16 protein-coding genes are annotated in these 16,859 nt (G+C 61.5%); 11 read left to right on the top strand and 5 right to left on the bottom strand.

Annotated features, from left to right (window positions below; all coding sequences use genetic code 11):
• Nucleotides 1-34 precede the first annotated feature (34 nt).
• Entirely contained in the window at nt 35-1,045 is a 1,011-nt protein-coding gene (locus C5F71_RS02685; protein WP_104910576.1) for a GlxA family transcriptional regulator, read from the top strand.
• A gap of 7 nt (nt 1,046-1,052) precedes the next feature.
• On the opposite strand, the gene C5F71_RS02680 is transcribed toward C5F71_RS02685, so the two are convergent.
• Nucleotides 1,053-2,291 carry a methionine gamma-lyase gene (locus C5F71_RS02680; RefSeq protein WP_070995050.1) on the bottom strand — a complete coding sequence of 413 codons (1,239 nt, stop codon included), beginning with the start codon at nt 2,289-2,291 and terminating at the stop codon, nt 1,053-1,055.
• Nucleotides 2,292-2,414: 123 nt separating this feature from the next.
• Here C5F71_RS02680 and C5F71_RS02675 point away from each other — a divergent pair, with 123 nt between their 5' ends.
• The gene (locus tag C5F71_RS02675; protein WP_029294365.1) at nt 2,415-2,885 is read left to right on the top strand and encodes an Lrp/AsnC family transcriptional regulator; all 471 of its coding nucleotides are present in this window, start codon (nt 2,415-2,417) and stop codon (nt 2,883-2,885) included.
• Between the two features lie 11 nt (nt 2,886-2,896).
• Here the strand turns inward: C5F71_RS02675 and C5F71_RS02670 are convergent, their stop codons facing one another.
• Nucleotides 2,897-3,577: a histidine phosphatase family protein gene (locus C5F71_RS02670; RefSeq protein WP_256588088.1), complete on the bottom strand. Its 681-nt coding sequence runs from the start codon at nt 3,575-3,577 to the stop codon at nt 2,897-2,899.
• A 259-nt stretch (nt 3,578-3,836) separates the two neighbouring features.
• On the opposite strand from C5F71_RS02670, the gene C5F71_RS02665 reads away from it, so the two are divergent.
• From C5F71_RS02665 to C5F71_RS02655, 3 genes are all read left to right on the top strand, one after another.
• On the top strand, nt 3,837-4,805 hold the full coding sequence (locus C5F71_RS02665) for a hypothetical protein (protein WP_104912586.1): 969 nt from the start codon (nt 3,837-3,839) through the stop codon (nt 4,803-4,805).
• Nucleotides 4,806-4,807: 2 nt separating this feature from the next.
• The gene (locus C5F71_RS02660) at nt 4,808-5,170 is read left to right on the top strand and encodes a hypothetical protein (protein WP_104910575.1); all 363 of its coding nucleotides are present in this window, start codon (nt 4,808-4,810) and stop codon (nt 5,168-5,170) included.
• A gap of 188 nt (nt 5,171-5,358) precedes the next feature.
• Nucleotides 5,359-6,822: a hypothetical protein gene (locus C5F71_RS02655; protein WP_104910574.1), complete on the top strand. Its 1,464-nt coding sequence runs from the start codon at nt 5,359-5,361 to the stop codon at nt 6,820-6,822.
• 71 nt (nt 6,823-6,893) lie between these two features.
• On the opposite strand, the gene C5F71_RS02650 is transcribed toward C5F71_RS02655, so the two are convergent.
• Nucleotides 6,894-7,982: an SMP-30/gluconolactonase/LRE family protein gene (locus tag C5F71_RS02650; protein WP_029293264.1), complete on the bottom strand. Its 1,089-nt coding sequence runs from the start codon at nt 7,980-7,982 to the stop codon at nt 6,894-6,896.
• Nucleotides 7,979-8,665 (bottom strand): sterol desaturase family protein, encoded by a 687-nt coding sequence (locus tag C5F71_RS02645; protein WP_104910573.1) that lies wholly within the window; start codon nt 8,663-8,665, stop codon nt 7,979-7,981. The genes C5F71_RS02650 and C5F71_RS02645 overlap by 4 nt, the downstream gene beginning before the upstream one ends.
• 181 nt (nt 8,666-8,846) lie before the next feature.
• On the opposite strand from C5F71_RS02645, the gene C5F71_RS02640 reads away from it, so the two are divergent.
• The 6 genes from C5F71_RS02640 (at nt 8,847) to C5F71_RS02615 (ending at nt 15,842) form a co-directional block, all read left to right on the top strand.
• The gene (locus C5F71_RS02640) at nt 8,847-9,761 is read left to right on the top strand and encodes a substrate-binding domain-containing protein (RefSeq protein WP_104910572.1); all 915 of its coding nucleotides are present in this window, start codon (nt 8,847-8,849) and stop codon (nt 9,759-9,761) included.
• Nucleotides 9,762-9,824: 63 nt separating this feature from the next.
• The gene (locus C5F71_RS02635; protein WP_070996394.1) at nt 9,825-11,333 is read left to right on the top strand and encodes a sugar ABC transporter ATP-binding protein; all 1,509 of its coding nucleotides are present in this window, start codon (nt 9,825-9,827) and stop codon (nt 11,331-11,333) included.
• Nucleotides 11,299-12,291 (top strand): ABC transporter permease, encoded by a 993-nt coding sequence (locus C5F71_RS02630; RefSeq protein WP_092239368.1) that lies wholly within the window; start codon nt 11,299-11,301, stop codon nt 12,289-12,291. Before C5F71_RS02635 ends, C5F71_RS02630 begins: the two co-directional genes overlap by 35 nt.
• A 72-nt stretch (nt 12,292-12,363) precedes the next feature.
• A complete protein-coding gene (locus tag C5F71_RS02625) occupies nt 12,364-13,443 on the top strand; it encodes an alcohol dehydrogenase catalytic domain-containing protein (RefSeq protein ID WP_070996393.1) in 1,080 nt (359 codons plus the stop codon).
• A gap of 2 nt (nt 13,444-13,445) precedes the next feature.
• Entirely contained in the window at nt 13,446-14,978 is a 1,533-nt protein-coding gene (locus C5F71_RS02620) for an FGGY-family carbohydrate kinase (RefSeq protein WP_092238623.1), read from the top strand.
• 138 nt (nt 14,979-15,116) lie between these two features.
• Nucleotides 15,117-15,842 carry an SDR family oxidoreductase gene (locus C5F71_RS02615; protein WP_092238626.1) on the top strand — a complete coding sequence of 242 codons (726 nt, stop codon included), beginning with the start codon at nt 15,117-15,119 and terminating at the stop codon, nt 15,840-15,842.
• On the opposite strand, the gene C5F71_RS02610 is transcribed toward C5F71_RS02615, so the two are convergent.
• Entirely contained in the window at nt 15,839-16,843 is a 1,005-nt protein-coding gene (locus tag C5F71_RS02610; protein ID WP_029293275.1) for a LacI family DNA-binding transcriptional regulator, read from the bottom strand. The genes C5F71_RS02615 and C5F71_RS02610 overlap by 4 nt on opposite strands.
• Nucleotides 16,844-16,859: the final 16 nt, after the last annotated feature.

The following is a 16,859-nucleotide window of genomic DNA, read 5'->3' as shown; positions in this document are numbered from 1 at the left end:
GGCTTGCCGGCGCCCGCAGACAGGTCGAACAATAATGGAAAGACGGCAATTCAGCGGCGGCATGAAAGGCAAGAACCTGCGCTACCTGAATGAAACCCCGGGCCAGGCACCGCGCCTGGTCCTCGCAGGGTTTGTGTTGTTGGAGCATTTTTCCCTGCCCGCATTCACTCAGGCGCTGGACACCCTCATCACCGCCAACCTGCTGCGCCCGGGGTTGTTCACCTCGCGCACCTTCGGCCTGGACGAGCAGGAGGTGATCAGCGACCTGGGCTTGGTGATTCGCCCGGACGCACGCCTGGACCACAGCGCGCTGGCCGACCTCGACCTGCTGGTGATTTGCGGCGGCTACCGCACCCAGCTCAAAGCCAGCGAAAGCTTTATCGACCTGCTCAAGGCCGCGACGCAACAGGGCGTGATCCTTGCCGGCTTATGGAACGGGGCGTGGTTCCTGGGCAAGGCCGGGGTGCTCGATGGCTATCGCTGTGCCATCCACCCGGAACACCGCCCGGCCCTGACGGAAATCGCCAAGGCCACCCAAGTCAGTAGCGAGCCGTACGTGATCGATCGTGACCGCCTCAGTGCATCGAGCCCATCAGGTGCGTTCCATATGGCCCTGGACTGGATCAAGAGCCTGCACGACAAGGCGTTGGTGGAAGGGATCGAAGATATCCTGGCCTTTGAGGAGTCGCGTTACCGGCGGATCAAGCCCGCAGAAAACATCTGCGTGAGTGCGCCGCTACGCGAAGTGGTGCGCCTGATGGATGCCAACCTCGAAGAGCCCCTGGCCCTGGAGCAACTGGCGGTGTATGCCGGGCGCTCGCGGCGCCAGTTGGAGCGCCTGTTCCGCGAACAATTGGGGACCACGCCGCAGCGTTATTACATGGAGCTGCGTATCACCGAGGCCCGGCGCCTGCTGCAGCACACCGAGCTGTCCCAGGTCGATGTGCTGGTGGCCTGCGGGTTTGTGTCCCCCAGCCACTTCAGCAAATGCTACAGCGCCTATTTCGGCTACCGCCCGTCGAAGGAAACCCGGCTGGTCAAGTAGCGGGCTGCTACACAGCGTGCGTCGCCGGTTTGCTTGCCGGCGCGCGCTTGACGCAATGCGCCAGTGCCTGCTCGATATCGGCCAGCAGGTCCGCGATGTCCTCCAGCCCCACCGACAAGCGCACCAGCCCTTCGGCAATCCCGTGCTGGGCCCGTTCCTCTGGGGTGTAGGTGGAGTGGGTCATGCTCGCCGGATGCTGGGCCAGGGACTCCGCGTCGCCCAGGCTGACCGCGCGGCTGAACAGTTTGAGCGCGTTCATGAAGCGCCTGCCCGTGGCGATGCCGCCCTTGAGTTCAAAGGCAATCATGCCCCCTGACAGCTTCATCTGACGTGCCGCCAACTCGTATTGTGGGAAGGAGCGCAGGCCGGGGTAGGTCACCGACTCTACCGCCGGATGGGCCTGCAACGCCTCGGCCACGGCCTGGGCATTGCTGCAATGGCGATCCATGCGCAGGGCCAGGGTCTTGAGGCCACGCATCAATAAAAAGGCGTCCTGGGGCGACAGCACGGCCCCGGTCAGGTCCTTCAAGCCTTGCAGGCGAATGCGCTGCGCCAGGTCCTGGCGACTGACGGCGATGCCGGCGGTGATATCGCCGTGGCCGCTGAGGTATTTGGTGGCCGAGTGCACCACCACATCGGCGCCCAGTTCCAGCGGGCGTTGCAGGTAGGGGGTGCAGTAGGTGTTATCAATGACCACGGTAATGTTGGGCTGCTGATGGGCGATCTTGGCCACCGCGCCAATGTCGATCAATTGCAGGTTGGGGTTGGCCGGGGTTTCGCAGTAGATCATGCGGGTCGCGGGGGAGAGGGCGGCGCGCAGGGCGTCGAGGTCCGACAGGTCGACATGACGCACCTTGATGCCGAACTCGCCGATACCGTGGTGCAGCAGGGCGAAGGTGCAGCCGTACAAGGTCTGGCTGACGATCACCTCATCGCCGGGCCTCAACAGGGTCCAGAACGTCGCTGCAATTGCGCCCATTCCGGAGCTGAACGCCACCGCCGCTTCGCCGCCTTCCAGGGTGGCCATGCGTGATTCGAGCAAGGCCAGGGTCGGGTTGGAGATACGCGTATAAAAGTGCCCGCTTTCTTCGCCGGCAAAACAGCCCGCGCCGTATTCGGCCGTAGGAAAGGCAAACGTTGCCGACAGATAAATCGGCGGCACCAGGGCACCATGATGGTCTTGCGCATCGTAGCCGTAGTGGATCGCACGGGTAGAAAAGCCGAATCCGCTGTGTTTGTTGTTCATGTAGGACTCTCCTTATTTCCTACAATGCTATGCTCATAACCGAGGCTGAACGTTGCCTACTTTGCTGGGAAAAACCGGCGGCAAAGGATGAAAATCCATAAAAATAACTATTCGAGGCAAGACATGCCTGTAGGACTCGACCGTACCGACAAAGCCCTGCTCAACGCCCTGCAAGGCAACGCCCGCCTGACCGTTGCCGAACTGGCCGACCGTGTCTCCCTGACCACCTCGCCGTGCTGGCGTCGGGTCAAGAACCTGGAAGACAGCGGCGTGATCAGCGGCTACCAGGCGATCCTCTCGCCCAAGGCCCTGGGCTACGGGGTCACGGCGTTTGTCAGCATCATGATGGACACCCACTCCAAGGAAATCGCCCGGGCGTTTGAGCAGCGGCTGCTGGACATCCCGGAAATCGTCGCCTGCCATAACGTGTCGGGGCGCTATGACTTTTTGCTGGAAGTGGTGGCCAAGGACCTGGAGTCGTTTGGCGAATTTGCCCGCGAGGTGTTGCAGACGTTGCCATGCGTGAAGGAAATCTATTCGAGCTTTTCCTACAAGTCCGTCAGGCCGTTGCGGGTGATCCCATTGCCGGGGTGAGCGCGCTACCCCTAAAGATGCCCAAAGGCTGATGCCCAGTCCTGGCTGTTGAGTACCCCGAGCACCTTGAGCTTGCCGTGGTTGCCGACTTGGACAAACAGCGAACTGCCGTATTCGGCGCCATCGGCGTGGGGGTAACCCAGCACCCGCTCCAGGTCGGCGATGCATTCGCTGTGGGTGACCAGCAGCAGGTTACGCCCAGCGGCCTTGCGCGCCGGCAGATCGTGGGCGAGGGCGGGGCCACACAAGGTCAAGCGGTCAGGTAACACGCGGGCGTGGTCAAACATGAACTGCGACGTTTGCAGGGTGCGCGTGGCAGGGCTGCTCAACACATCACTGTGGGACATGCCCAGGGTCTGGAATGCGGCACCCACTGCGGTCGCGACCATACCACCGGATCGGGTCAAGCCATCTGGAGGGCCCAGGCAGGGATTGCTGGAGCGATCGCAGCGTTCTGCATGACGCACCAGCACGATCAGGTTGCCATTGCGCCAAGCTTCCAGGGCCCCCGAAGTGACCAGGCGATTGTCGATGCCAAGGTTCTGCGGTGACGCAGGCCAGAGCATCGCGCCCATCACCGCCAGGCACAGGGCGATGAGTGCGATAAAACGCAGCCACAGTTGTTTGAGGGGTTTTGCCAGGCGCCGATCGGCGAGGAGTTTGGCCTGGATCATGTCAACCACACTGTTCACCCTGGGGAGTTCTTACATTGCTGATACGTCGGCAGGCAATCTAGCGTTCGGCGCGTGGCCGGCCAGTGAAATCAATGTGAAAAAAACGCGGTTGTCGCAAGGCGATGTTCGCGGTCGTTTCTGTAGGTCTGCGGTGCTTGAAAAGTAGGCAACTTCCCAAACTTCATCCCCTAGCCGTTTTTCATCCCCGGGCTTGTGCCAGGCCCGTTCTGCTTACATATATTCCTACGCCCTATTCATTGCATCAGGGATGCGGGCGATGGCGCAGGCGTATATCAATGACCGGACCATAGATTTTCACAGCTTGAAATCCAGTTTGCTCAAGGGCTCTCAACACCCGTTGTCGGCGCAGTTCGATGCGTTGAACCTGCACTTGCGCCATGGCCTGGTCACGCCAGGGCAGATGGTGATTATTCCCGACGACTACGGCATGGCCTGCACCGCCAACGATGCCTGGTTGATGCGCCACGCCGAGCAAATCCGCCGCGGCCTGGAACAGGACGCGGCGCTCGGGACAGCAGTGGTCGGCCAATATGATTTGCTGCAAAGCCTGCTTGGCTACAGCTCATTGGGCGTAGGCAGCGCCACCTCGGCATGGGGCCGGCACCTGGATGAGGTCAGGCACACGCTGGAGGAGGTCGAGCGGTTGCATCGCCAGCTTAAGGACGGCGTGCTGGACCGTAACAACTTCGTGCGCCACCGCCAGGTGTTGTTCAACAAGCTGGAGGTGCAACTGCAAGGCGCGGCGCGGTTTGGTACCAGTTTGCAGAGCCATCAATCGTTGAAAAAGGTGCTGGGGATTTCGACCAAGAGCTATCTGCATAAAAGTGAAATTGTGGGTTACACCCAGCGCATCAAGAGCATTGCCCAGACGTCGAAGTTTTTGGGCAATGGCACGTATGTGGGACTGGCGCTGGATGTGGGGGTGGCGGGGTTGGAGATCAAGGAGGCGTGTACGAAGGATCGGGGGGAGTTGTGTAGCAGGGCGAGGTATGTGGAAGGGGGGAGGTTGGTTGGCGGGGTTCTGGGGGCCGCAGCAGGTGGGTCAATAGGGGCTAGCCTCGCGCGGTCCACCTGCAACATTGTGTTAGGTGTAGTTACGAAGGGGCAAGGGAGGTTGGCGTGTGGGGTTGTCGGTGGTGCCGCTGGCGGGTTCGGCGGGGGGACTGCGGGAGGGATTTTTGGAGAAGAGGTGGGTGATCTTTTGTACAAGCCAGCAGGAATCTGAACATGTCGTTGTACACATTGATCCTTACAGCGCTGGCAGTTGGAATGGTTGTTTCGGTGGGTCTGCTCCTATACGCCGAATATAAGAAACTCGAAGAGATAGAAAGCTATTTCAGCGAGAACAAGGCGGTCCAACGCAACAAGCGTTTTTGGGGGAGGAATAAACGTATCGATAGAACCATGCGTATGAGCATATTCATCGGTTTTTTCATGCAGCCCAAAACCCATATCAAGAGCAATGAGGTGACCAGGGAAGAGCTGGACTCCGTCCCCTTGGCACTCAAGCGCTGGGCAACGTGGCCGTTTTACTTCTCGGTCATCTATTTCATGGCGTTGACGACCTGGGTCGTTTGGCGCAAGTGGTAGCCGAGCAAGCCAAAGCCCAGCAGCGCCTGGGCTTTGTCGTTTCTTCCCACAGCGCTGATCGGATCCTTCCCGCATTTATCTGAAAAAATACTGTACATACATACAGTCATATCCTACAGTCCATCCCAGGTGAACGGATTTCACCGCGCACCCAAGCCACAAATTTTTTAACTATGGATGGATAAAAAATGAAATCGAAAAAAGCCTTTATGCTGGGCGCGGCCATGGCGGCCTCCTGCTTCGTTTCGGCCTTTGCCCTGGCCGAGCAGTACCCTTCGCAAGCCCCGGCCAAACTGTCCGCCCAGGCGGTCAAGCATGCGGTCGACCAGGCGCTGAAAGTGGGGGGCAAGGTTGAGTCGTCCAAGCTTGCGGCCGAACTCAAGCAAAAACTCCAGGCGGCCAAGGCCGGCAAGGCCAAGGCGGTGGCAAGCAAGGCCGCAGTCAGCAGCGCGCCGGTGGATACGGTGGTTGATGCGCTGCAAAAACCGGGCGAGAAACACCTGCAAGGCGCAGCCATTGCAGCCTTTGCCCCCCTGTTCCCGACCCTGGATATCAACACCCTGTACAACGTGACCGGCGTGGAGACCGGGGCGGAGGTGGCCTATCACTTCAACCTGGCGCAAAGCGCGCGCATCCAGGTCCAGTTGCTGAACCAGAGCGCCGGCACCGATATGTCGTTGAGCCTGTTCCATGACGACGGCCAAGGCAACCTGACGCTGCTGGGCACCTCTGATAACGCAGGCAGCGCCGACGAATACCTCAACGGCGTGATGCCCGCCGGCGATTATTACTGGTACATGGTGGCCAACACCGCGAGCAACTCGCAGTTCAGTTTTGGCGTGGCGGTGGACAGCAATATCGACGCCTTCGAGCCCAATGACACCGCGCAAACCGCGTTCGCGTTGCCGGATGCGCTGAACCAGGTGGCCGGTAACCTCGACAGCGTCAACGATGTCGATTACTTCGACTTCACTTCGCTGCGTGGCCAGGGCGTGGGCATGTTCCTCGGCGATGATGGCGCTGGCACACGCGAGCAGTGGATTTTCGAGCGCTTCGATGGCAACAACTGGGTCGTGATCCAGCCGAACAACACCTCCACCTACCCAAGCCTTACCCCGGGCTATGTCGTCAAGGTGCGGGTGCGGGCCAACCCGGCAGTGGCGCTCAACCCACAGGCGCGATACATCTTGTCCTTTGGCTCGGCGCCGCGCCTGAACCAGAGCAATGTGAATGGCGACAACGTGGTGCGTATCCCCAGTTCGATCATGCAACTGGCCACCCAGGCTGCTCGCAGCCTGAGCTGGAGCACCCAGTGGTCGGACAGCACCGGTGAGCCGCTGCGTGGCGTGACCCCGGTGCTGCGGGTCGACAAACGCTTCGACAACACCATCAACTACCACTGGGTCGACTACGAGGCCAAGACCGGTGTCACCGGCGCGGCGTCCGGCAACGTCGACCTGGGCACCTGCTCCGGCGATCTCAATGTGGTCTACCCGGACAGCTCGTCCGGCCAGACTTACAACTGGCGCACCTGGTTCAACATGGGCGGCTGGCGCATTGAGCTCAAGGAGTTCCCGGGTGTTGGCGTAGGCGGTAATATTTCGCAGTACGTCAGCCTGGGGCATATCTGCAGCCAGACCATCGTACGTTGATCCTGTAGGCGCCGGCTTGCCGGCGACGAAGCCCTCAAGTCTTGCAGTGACCTTGAGGGCTTCGTCGTTTCCTACAAAGCCAATGCCAGTTTCAGCGGCAAGCGCGCCATGCTGGTGTTCTTCAGCGAACCCAGGTACAGCCACTCACCCTCTTCGCGGGCGCTGGTGATGGGTGAATAGTTGCCCGCGCTGCCATCCTGCAGGTTGGCCACCACCTGACCATTCACATCCAGCCCCAGCACAAAGGCTTTGCGCTCGATGGGCTTGGGCACCACCATCAGCGCCCGCACCATCATCTTGCGTATCGCGGGGTAGCCGGCCAAGCCATCGAGCAGTGGGTTACGCGGCGAATACAGCGCCACCCAGAACCGATCCCGGCCATTGAAGGTGAGGTTGTCCGGCAGCCCCGGCAGGTTGTCGATAAACAGGTCATGGGTACCCGCCTTGTCGCCCTTGAGCCAATAGCGACTGATGCGATAGGCCCCGGTTTCATTGACCAACACATAGCTTTCATCTGGCCCCAGGGCCACGCCGTTGGCGAATTGCAGGTGATCGAGCAAGACGTCGGTCTGGCCGTTGCTGAAGTCATAACGCAACAACCGACCGTCGCCACCATGCTCGATCACCGCTTCACCATCCTGGCCATAGCCCCAGCGGCTGGAGGCATCGCTGAAATAGCCATAGCGTCCGGCGGCGTCCACCGTCACATCATCGGTAAACCCGAAGGGTACGCCGTTGGCGCTGGTGCTCAGGGTGCTCAACGTGCGCTGGGCGTCCAAGGCCAGCAAGCCCTTGATCCCATCGGCAATGATCAGGCGCCCGTCGGGGTGCAGTGCCAGGCCCAGTGGGCGGCCACCGGTGTTGGCCAGCACTTCCAGGGTCTTGCTGTCTGGCGCGGTGCGGATGATCCGCCCGTCATGCAGGCCGGTGACCAGCAAACCCTGGGCATCCACCAGCAAGGCCTCGGGCCCGGCGATGTCCTGGGCGCCAATGCGCTGGACATCCTTCAGGCGCTGGTTCTCGCTATAGGGCCCCGTTTGCAGGGACGGAGCCTTGGGCGGGGCCCAGTTGACCGGCTGGACCTCGGTGGGCATCAGCAGCAAAAAGGCGACGATGGCGATCAATACCAGCAACAGCAGATGACGGATTTTTTGGCTCATGGTGCTTCCCGAGAGTCTTTGGAGGGGGTTGAGACGGGCTCCCAGTACAGCGTGCCGAACAGATAGTCCATCAATGGCAGCACGATGTTGAAGTTGCGTCCTTGCATCAATTCGCGGCGGTGGTGCAACGCATGGAGTTGGTGCATATGGCGGATCCATGGCAAGCGGGCCAAGGGGTGCCCGGCAGGCAGGTGTTCGCAGGCATGGAAGGTTTCGTAGAGCAGGTAACCGAGGATCATGCACCCGGCGAACAGCCCGGCGACGTTCGGGTTGAGTTGCTTGAGCAGCCACCAGGCGGGGAGGGTGATGGCCAGGCTGTGGAGCACGATCAGCCAGGCCGGAAACAGAATCACCCGCCAGTCCCTGGGGCTGTCATAGGTCATGTGGCCGGGGGTGAAGAAGCTGTGGTGATCACCGGTGTGGCGTGCATAAAACAGCTTGGCAAGCCCGTGTTTGTGATGGCCCAGGTGCCGATGGACGAGGTAAATGCACAGGTTGAAGAACACCAGTGTCAGGGGCACGGCCAGCCATTCCCAGGCTTGAATCTGTTGGGTGCTGCCCCAGGCCAGCATGATGCAGAGCAAACCGTAGCTGAGCACAAAGCCGGCATGCAGCCACGGGTTATAGCGCGGGTGGACAGCGGCGCGGTAGCGTTCGCGAAAAGCCTCGGTGGGATGGGTCATGGCGGCGCTCGTTATATTTTTTGTTGGGGACCAAGCTTAGTCCGGCCTGCCAATTTTGCGAACTGAGCTCGCCCCGACAGGTGCAAGGGGCTTGCACCTGCCTCATTTACTTGCTAGCTTCTGCCAAAATGTTAACGATAACATTTGCTCTAAAAATAAAAACAAAACAGAGACCCACGCCATGAAAATGCTTCGCAAAACCCTGTGTTTGTTGGCTCTAAGCATCTCCACCGTCGCCCTGGCCGACACCCAGCCTGCGCCTCTGCGTATTGGCGCTTCCTTCCAGGAAATCAACAACCCGTACTTCGTCACCATGAAAGATGCCCTGCAAGACGCAGCGGCGACCATCGGCGCGCAATTGATCATCACCGATGCCCGCCACGACGTGTCCAAGCAGGTCAGTGACGTCGAAGACATGCTGCAAAAGGGCATCGATATCCTGCTGATCAACCCCACGGATTCGGTGGGCGTACAGTCCGCCGTCAAATCGGCCCATGCCGCCGGTGTCGTGGTGGTCGCGGTAGACGCCCAGGCCGATGGCCCGCTGGACTCCTTCGTCGGCTCAAAGAACTTCGACGCCGGCTTCCAGGCCTGTGAATACCTGGCGAAAAACATCGGTGACGCCGGCAATATCGCAATCCTCGACGGCATCGCCGTGGTGCCGATCCTCGAGCGCGTGCGCGGTTGCAAGGAGGCTGTGGCCAAGCATCCACAGATCAAGATCGTCAGCATCCAGAACGGCAAGCAAGAGCGTGACCAGGCACTGACCGTGACCGAAAACATGCTCCAGGCCCAACCCACCCTCAAGGGCATTTTCAGCGTCAATGACAACGGCTCCCTTGGCGCACTGTCGGCCATCGAGGCCAGCGGCATGGACGTCAAACTGGTCAGCGTCGACGGTGCGCCGGAAGCGATCAAGGCCATCCTCAAGCCTGGCAGCAAGTTCATCGCCACCTCTGCGCAATACCCGCGCGACCAGATCCGCCTGGCCCTGGGCATCGCCCTGGCCAAGAAGTGGGGCTCGCAAGTGCCCGCCACCCTCCCGGTGGATATCACTCTGATCGATCAGGCCAAGGCCAAGGACTTCAGCTGGTAAACCGTCCGCGCCCCACGTCAAGCGTGGGGCCCTGGGCACCCTTCTGAACGAGAGGTCGGCGGCATGAGCAGTCTTTTGCAACTGGAAAACATCTGTAAACGCTACCCGGGGGTGCAAGCCCTCAAGTCCATCAACCTGCAGGTGGAGCGCGGCGAAATCCATGCCTTGCTCGGGGAAAATGGCGCGGGTAAATCGACCCTGATGAAAATCCTCGGCGGGGTCGAGCACCAGGATGAAGGGCGCATTTTGATCGACGGCCAGGCGCAGCAGTTCGCGACCTATCGTGACGCGATTGCCGCTGGCATCGGCATTGTGTTCCAGGAGTTCAGCCTGATTCCCTACCTCACGGCAGTGGAAAACATTTTCCTCGGCCATGAGCTGAACAACCGCTTCGGCCTGCTGCGCAAGCGCGATATGCATCAAGCGTCCCAGGCGTTGTTCCAACGCCTGGGCGTGAGCATCGACCTGCAATGCCCGGTCAAGCACCTGAGCGTGGCCGAGCAACAGTTTGTCGAGATCGCCAAGGCTCTGGCCCTGGATGCGCGGCTGTTGGTGCTCGACGAACCCACCGCGACCCTTACGCCAAGCGAGGCCGAGCTGCTGTTCGAGATCATGCGTGAGCTCAAGCGCCAGGGCGTGGCCGTGATTTTCATCTCCCATCACCTCGAAGAAATTTTCCAGGTGTGCGACCGCATCAGCGTATTGCGCGACGGCGGCAACGCCGGCGTGACGGATGTGGCGGACAGCGATATCGACCGCCTGGTCGAGATGATGGTGGGCCGGAAACTGGAATGCAGCTTCCCCCCCAAACCCACCGCCGCGCGCGGGCCGTTGCTGCTGGAGGTCAAGGACATCCAGCTCAAGCGCAACGGCCCGCACAACCAGTTCCAGCTGCACCAGGGCGAAATACTCGGGTTTGCCGGGCTGGTCGGCTCGGGCCGCACCGAACTGGCCCTGGGCATGATGGGCGCGCTGGCGTCGGTGACCAAGGATGTGTGGCTGCGCGGGGTAAAAGTCAGCCTCGACGACCCGGCCCAGGCCTTGGCCCAGGGTATCGGCCTGCTGCCGGAAAGCCGCAAGAGCGAAGGCCTGATCACCGATTTCAGCATTCGCGAAAACATCTCCATCAACAACCTGCGCAAATACCAGGGTGCCTGCGGCCTGATCGACAAGACCAAGGAGTGCGCCAGTGTCGATGAGCTGATGCGCCAGCTGTCGATCAAGGCGCCGAGCGGCGAAAGCCGGGTGTTCAACCTCAGTGGCGGCAACCAGCAGAAAGTAGTGATTGCACGCTGGATCAACCATCACTGCGACGTGCTGGTGTTCGACGAACCCACCCGTGGCATCGACGTCGGCGCCAAGGCACAGATCTACGCGCTGATGCGCAAGCTCACCGAGCAAGGCTACGCAATCATCATGATTTCTTCGGAGCTGCCGGAAATCATCGGCATGTGCGACCGCGTCGCCGTGTTCCACAAAGGCGCGATCGTCAAGGTACTGGAAGCGTCCGCCGTCAACCCACAAGAGGTTATGCGCCATGCAACAGGGGGCTCAAGTGAATACGTCCATTAACCGCGCCGAGACCGGCAGGCTGCGCCTGAACCTGGCGCGGCTGGTGCGCTCGCCGGCGTTTTATCCGTTTATCGGGCTATTGGTGGTCACGGCCGTGATGATCGTCGCCAGTGATACTTTCCTCACCGCCAGCAACCTGTCCAATATCGCCCGCCAAGTGTCGATCAACGCGATCATCGCGGTGGGCATGACCTGCGTGATCCTGACCGGTGGCATCGATTTGTCAGTGGGGCCGGTGATGGCCTTGTCCGGCACCCTGACCGCCGGCCTGATGGTCGCGGGCCTGCCGCCGGGCCTGGCGATTGGCGCCGGATTGCTGATCGGCGTGGCGTTTGGTATCGGCAACGGTCTGTTCGTGGCCTACCTGCATATGCCACCGATCATCGTCACCCTGGCGACCATGGGCATCGCCCGTGGCTTTGGCCTGATGTACACCGACGGCTATCCGATTTCCGGGCTGCCGGAGTGGTTCGCGTTCTTTGGCCGTGAAAGCCTGCTGGGCATCCAGGTACCGATCCTGATCATGCTGGTCACCTACCTGGTGGCCTATGTGCTGCTGCAACACACGCGCATCGGTCGCTATATCTACGCCATTGGCGGCAATGAAGAAGCGGTGCGTTTGTCTGGGGTGCGGGCGGCGCGTTTCAAGTTGCTGGTATACGGCCTCAGTGGCCTGACCGCGGCGATTGCGGGGCTGGTGCTGACCTCGCGCCTGATGAGTGGCCAGCCCAATGCGGGCATCGGTTTTGAACTGGATGCGATTGCTGCTGTGGTCCTGGGTGGCGCCTCGATTGCCGGTGGGCGCGGGGTGATTGTCGGCACCTTGCTTGGCGCCATGCTGCTCGGGGTGTTGAACAACGGCCTGAACATGCTCGGGGTCTCGCCCTATGTGCAGAGCGTGATCAAGGGCGCAATTATTTTGCTGGCGATCTTTATCAGCCGTCAGCGCCACAAGTAAAAAAACCATCACCGCAACGCGGCCGCCGTGGCCGCGACGGGCTCTCTCATCTTCAATAAAGGTCAGTACACCATGGATAAGCACACCCAAATGCAAGCCGTCGTCTGCCACGGCCCGAAAGACTACCGCCTGGAGCGCATCAGCAAACCCCAGGCGCGGCCCAATGAACTGGTGATCCGCATTGCCGCCTGCGGCATCTGCGCCAGTGACTGCAAATGCCACTCGGGCGCGGCGATGTTCTGGGGCGGCGACAACCCCTGGGTCAAGGCGCCGGTGGTGCCGGGGCATGAGTTTTTTGGCTATGTGGAGCAAGTGGGCGAGGGCGCCGAGGAGCACTTCGAGGTCAAGGTGGGCGACAAGGTGATCGCCGAGCAGATCGTGCCTTGTGGCAAGTGCCGTTTCTGCAAGTCCGGCAAGTACTGGATGTGCGAGGTGCACAACATCTTCGGCTTCCAGCGCGAAGTGGCCGAAGGCGGCATGGCCCAGTACATGCGTATCCCCAAGACGGCCATCGTGCACAAGATTCCCGAGTCGGTGTCCCTTGAAGATTCGGCCTTGATCGAGCCGATGGCCTGCGCGATTCATACGGTCAACCGTGGCGACCTGCAGCTCGACGACGTGGTGGTGATTGCCGGCGCGGGCACCCTGGGTCTGTGCATGGTGCAGGTGGCCGCCTTGAAAACCCCGAAAAAACTGGTGGTCATCGACATGGTCGACGAGCGCCTGGCGCTGGCGAAAAAATACGGCGCCGATGTCGTGATCAACCCCGCCCGGGACAACGCCCGCGAGATCATCAATAGCCTGACCGACAACTACGGCTGCGACGTGTACATCGAGACCACCGGCGTGCCGGCCGGCGTGACCCAGGGCCTGGAGCTGATCCGCAAGCTGGGGCGCTTTGTCGAGTTCAGCGTATTCGGTGCCGAGACCAGCGCCGACTGGTCGATCATCGGTGACCGCAAGGAGCTGGACGTACGCGGCGCGCACCTGGGGCCGTATTGCTACCCGGTGGCCATCGACCTGTTCGAGCGTGGCCTGGTGACGTCCAAGGGCATCGTCACCCATGACTTCCCGCTGGATAACTGGGCTGAAGCGTTCGACCTGGCCAACTCGGTGAAGTCGATCAAGGTGCTGCTCAAGCCAGGACAATGACTATGCATTATGTGATTGGCGTAGACATAGGCACCCAAAGCACCAAGGCGCTGTTGGTGGATGGCGAGGGTCGGATCATCGCCCAGCACAGCCAGGGCTATCGCGTGGATACCCCGAAAGTACGCTGGGCCGAGCAGTGGCCGCAGGTCTGGCTGGATGCGGTCGAAAGTTGCGTCAACCATTGCATGGCCAAGTCCGGTGTACACAAGGAGGCGGTCAAGGCGCTGTGTATCAGCAGCCTTTACGGCGGCTCGGGAATTGCCGTGGATGCCGCTATCAAGCCGCTGCATCCGTGCCTGATCTGGATGGACCGCCGCGCCGGCGAGCAGGTGGCCTGGGTGCGCGAACATGTCGACCTGGAGCGTCTGTTCGCGATTACCGGCAACTCGGTGGACAGCTACTACGGTTTCACCAAGATGCTCTGGCTCAAGCAGCACCAACCCCAGGTCTGGGCCAACACCCGCTACCTGCTGCCGCCCAACAGCTATATCAACTACTGCCTGACCGGTGAGGTGGCGGTGGATCACAGCAGCGCCGGCAATATCGGCGGTATCTACGATGTGGCCGCGCGCGGCTGGTCTGCCGAGATGCTGGCGGCGCTGGATATCCCGTTGGCGATGATGCCCGAGCGCTTGCTGTATTCGGGCGAAGCGGTGGGCGGCCTGCTGCCGGAATGGGCGCAACGCCTGGGCCTGGCGGCGGGCATGCCGGTGCTGGCCGGTGGCGTCGACGCGGCCATGGCAACCCTGGCGGCCGGCGTCACCCGGCCGGGCAACCACGTGGCGATGATCGGCACCAGCATGTGCTGGGGCTACCTCAACCAACAGGTGGATGCCCGGCATGGCCTGGTGAGCATGCCCCACGTCTACAACGGTCAGCAGGACCTGTACATCTTCGGCGGCGCGATTACCGCCGGCGCCTCGGTGAGCTGGTTTCGCGAGCAGTTCTGCCAGGCCGAGGAACAACAGGCCAAAGACACCGGCCAGGACAGCCTGTGGCTGCTGGAACAGAGCGCGCGCAAGATCCCGGCGGGCAGTGAGGGGCTGTTGTTTTTGCCATACCTGATGGGTGAGCGCAGCCCGGTATGGGATGACCAGGCCAGCGGCAGTTTTGTCGGCCTGAACCTGTATCACAGCCGCATCCACCTGTACCGCGCGGTGCTCGAAGGCGTGAGTTTTGCCCTGCGGCACAACATCGAGGCAGGCATGCGTGGTGCCCATTCACTGGACCCACGGTTGATCGTGGTGGGCGGGGCGAGCCATTCGGATTTGTGGATGCAGATCATTGCCGATGTGACCCGCTACCCGGTGTACACCATCGTCCAGGAAGTGGAGGCGGCATTGGGTGCGGCGTTGTTGGCGGCGCATACGGTGGGGCTGGTGGACACCGCGCAGATGGAAAAAGGCTGGGTGCAGTTGGAGCTGCGGGCTGAGCCTGGGGCTGAGAATGTGCAGGCATATGACCGCGCTTTTGCCGACTACCTGAAGCTGTATCCGGCACTTAAGCCGGTGATGCACAGCCTGCAAACGAGTTAAGTGAACACGGACCAAAATGTGGGAGCTGGCTTGCCTGCGATAGCGGTGTATCAGTCGATAAATCTGCTGGCTGACCTGCCGCCATCGCCGGCAAGCCAGCTCCCACATGGGCTCTCTATTGCTTTGGGATATTCATTGATGACCACCACCTTCGACTTCACCCACCAACGCATCCTCGTCACCGGCGCCAGTAGCGGCATCGGCCGGGAAATCGCCCTGCAACTGCTCGCCAGCGGCGCCCAGGTTTTTGCCATCGGCCGTGACGCCAACGCGCTCGCGCAATTGGGTTGCGAAACCCTGTGCCTGGACATTGCCAACAGCGCGGCCCTGGATGCGGCCCTCAAGGACCTGCCGCCGATGCACGGCCTGGTCAATTGCGCCGGTATCTCGCGCCTGGAGCCGGCAGCGGCGATCAGCAGCGCAGCCTTTGACCTGGTGATGAACGTCAATGCCCGCGCCGCCGCGCAAGTCGCCAGCCGAGTGGCGGCGGCGATGATCGCCGCAGGTATTGCTGGCAGCATCGTCAACGTCTCCAGCCAGGCTTCACTGGTGGCACTGGACGACCACCTCGGCTATTGCGCGTCCAAGGCCGCCCTGGATGCGATCACCCGCGTGCAATGTGCTGAATGGGGGCGTTTCGGGATCCGGGTCAACAGCGTCAACCCCACCGTGACCCTGACGCCGATGGCGCAACAGGCCTGGTCCGATCCGGCCAAGCGCGACCCGGCGTTGGCGGCGATACCCTTGGGACGCTTCGCCCAACCGCACGAAGTGGCGTTACCGGTGCTGTTCCTGTTGAGCGAGGCGGCGAGCATGATCAGCGGGGTCAGCCTGCCGATCGATGGCGGCTACACCAGCCGCTAGCCGTTTTCCAGGGTACCGGCAATCACCACCTTGTCCCGTGGCTTGTACGGGTCTTGCAGGCGGTCGAGCAACAGGCGCACCGCACTGCTGCCGGCCAGCGACGCATCGTGGGCCACGCAGGCAATCGGCACGCCGAAGATATCGGCAAAGGGCAAGCGGTCGATGCCACAGATGGTCAGGCTGTCGTGGGGGATGTTGTGCATGCGCAGGGCGCGCAAGGCGCCTAGGGTGATCAACTGGTTGAACCCCATGATCGCGTCCGGCGCAGCGTGCGCGGCCAGGTAGTCGAGGGTGTGCAGGTAGGAGGGCATCAAGGTGTAGTCGCCGGCGCACACTTGGACCTGCACCTGGGGATGCTCGGCCAGTACTTCGCGCAGGCCCTTGAGGCGCTCTACGGTGATGCGTGAATGCTCAGGCCCGGTCAGCACCAGCAGGCGCTTGAGCGCCGGGTTGTGGCGCAACAGGTATTGCGCGGCTTCGATCCCGCTGTGGTAGTTGTCCAGCACCACGCGGCTGAACGGGCTGTCGTGGATCGTGCGGTCGAGCAGCACCACCGGCGTCTTGCCGTTGCCCAGGCGCTCCAGGTAATCGGGTTGGTAGTCGGGCTCGTCGGAGACCGGCGACAGGATGATCCCCGCCACGCGATAGCCCAGCAGGGTGTCCACGGCCTTGCTTTCCAGTTCTTCCAGCTCGTCGGTGTCCACCAGCATGATGGTGTAGCCGTGCTTTTTCGCCTCGCGGGAAATCGCCTTGATCATCTCGCTGTAGAACGGGTTGTCGACCGATGCGGTGATCACCCCGATGATCAGGCTTTCGCTGCGCTTGAGCCCACGGGCGAAGGCGTTGGGCACGTAGTCCAGCTCGCGTGCCACCTCAAGGATGCGTGCCAGGGTGGCGGGCTTGACCAGGTCGGGTTTACTCAACGCCCGCGACACCGTGATGGTGGTCATATTGACCCGCTTGGCGATGTCGCTGATGGTGACGGATTTTTTCTTGTTCATCGACAGGGCAGACCAG

The sequence above is a fragment of the Pseudomonas sp. LG1D9 genome, from assembly GCF_002949995.1.
In the GTDB taxonomy this organism is placed as follows: Bacteria; Pseudomonadota; Gammaproteobacteria; order Pseudomonadales; family Pseudomonadaceae; genus Aquipseudomonas; species Aquipseudomonas proteolytica.
This window is presented reverse-complemented; position numbering and strand designations above follow the sequence as displayed.

Bases quoted from the DNA above. Each gene is read 5' to 3' on its own strand.
- C5F71_RS02635 (WP_070996394.1), top strand. From the start codon at position 9,825: ATGAGCAGTCTTTTGCAACTGGAAAACATCTGTAAACGCTACCCGGGG.
- C5F71_RS02615 (WP_092238626.1), top strand. From the start codon at position 15,117: ATGACCACCACCTTCGACTTCACCCACCAACGCATCCTCGTCACCGGC.
- C5F71_RS02680 (WP_070995050.1), bottom strand. From the start codon at position 2,291: ATGAACAACAAACACAGCGGATTCGGCTTTTCTACCCGTGCGATCCAC.
- C5F71_RS02610 (WP_029293275.1), bottom strand. From the start codon at position 16,843: ATGAACAAGAAAAAATCCGTCACCATCAGCGACATCGCCAAGCGGGTC.
- C5F71_RS02645 (WP_104910573.1), bottom strand. From the start codon at position 8,665: ATGACCCATCCCACCGAGGCTTTTCGCGAACGCTACCGCGCCGCTGTC.
- C5F71_RS02655 (WP_104910574.1), top strand. From the start codon at position 5,359: ATGAAATCGAAAAAAGCCTTTATGCTGGGCGCGGCCATGGCGGCCTCC.
- C5F71_RS02685 (WP_104910576.1), top strand. From the start codon at position 35: ATGGAAAGACGGCAATTCAGCGGCGGCATGAAAGGCAAGAACCTGCGC.
- C5F71_RS02660 (WP_104910575.1), top strand. From the start codon at position 4,808: ATGTCGTTGTACACATTGATCCTTACAGCGCTGGCAGTTGGAATGGTT.
- C5F71_RS02665 (WP_104912586.1), top strand. From the start codon at position 3,837: ATGGCGCAGGCGTATATCAATGACCGGACCATAGATTTTCACAGCTTG.
- C5F71_RS02675 (WP_029294365.1), top strand. From the start codon at position 2,415: ATGCCTGTAGGACTCGACCGTACCGACAAAGCCCTGCTCAACGCCCTG.
- C5F71_RS02650 (WP_029293264.1), bottom strand. From the start codon at position 7,982: ATGAGCCAAAAAATCCGTCATCTGCTGTTGCTGGTATTGATCGCCATC.
- C5F71_RS02640 (WP_104910572.1), top strand. From the start codon at position 8,847: ATGAAAATGCTTCGCAAAACCCTGTGTTTGTTGGCTCTAAGCATCTCC.
- C5F71_RS02630 (WP_092239368.1), top strand. From the start codon at position 11,299: ATGCAACAGGGGGCTCAAGTGAATACGTCCATTAACCGCGCCGAGACC.
- C5F71_RS02625 (WP_070996393.1), top strand. From the start codon at position 12,364: ATGGATAAGCACACCCAAATGCAAGCCGTCGTCTGCCACGGCCCGAAA.
- C5F71_RS02620 (WP_092238623.1), top strand. From the start codon at position 13,446: ATGCATTATGTGATTGGCGTAGACATAGGCACCCAAAGCACCAAGGCG.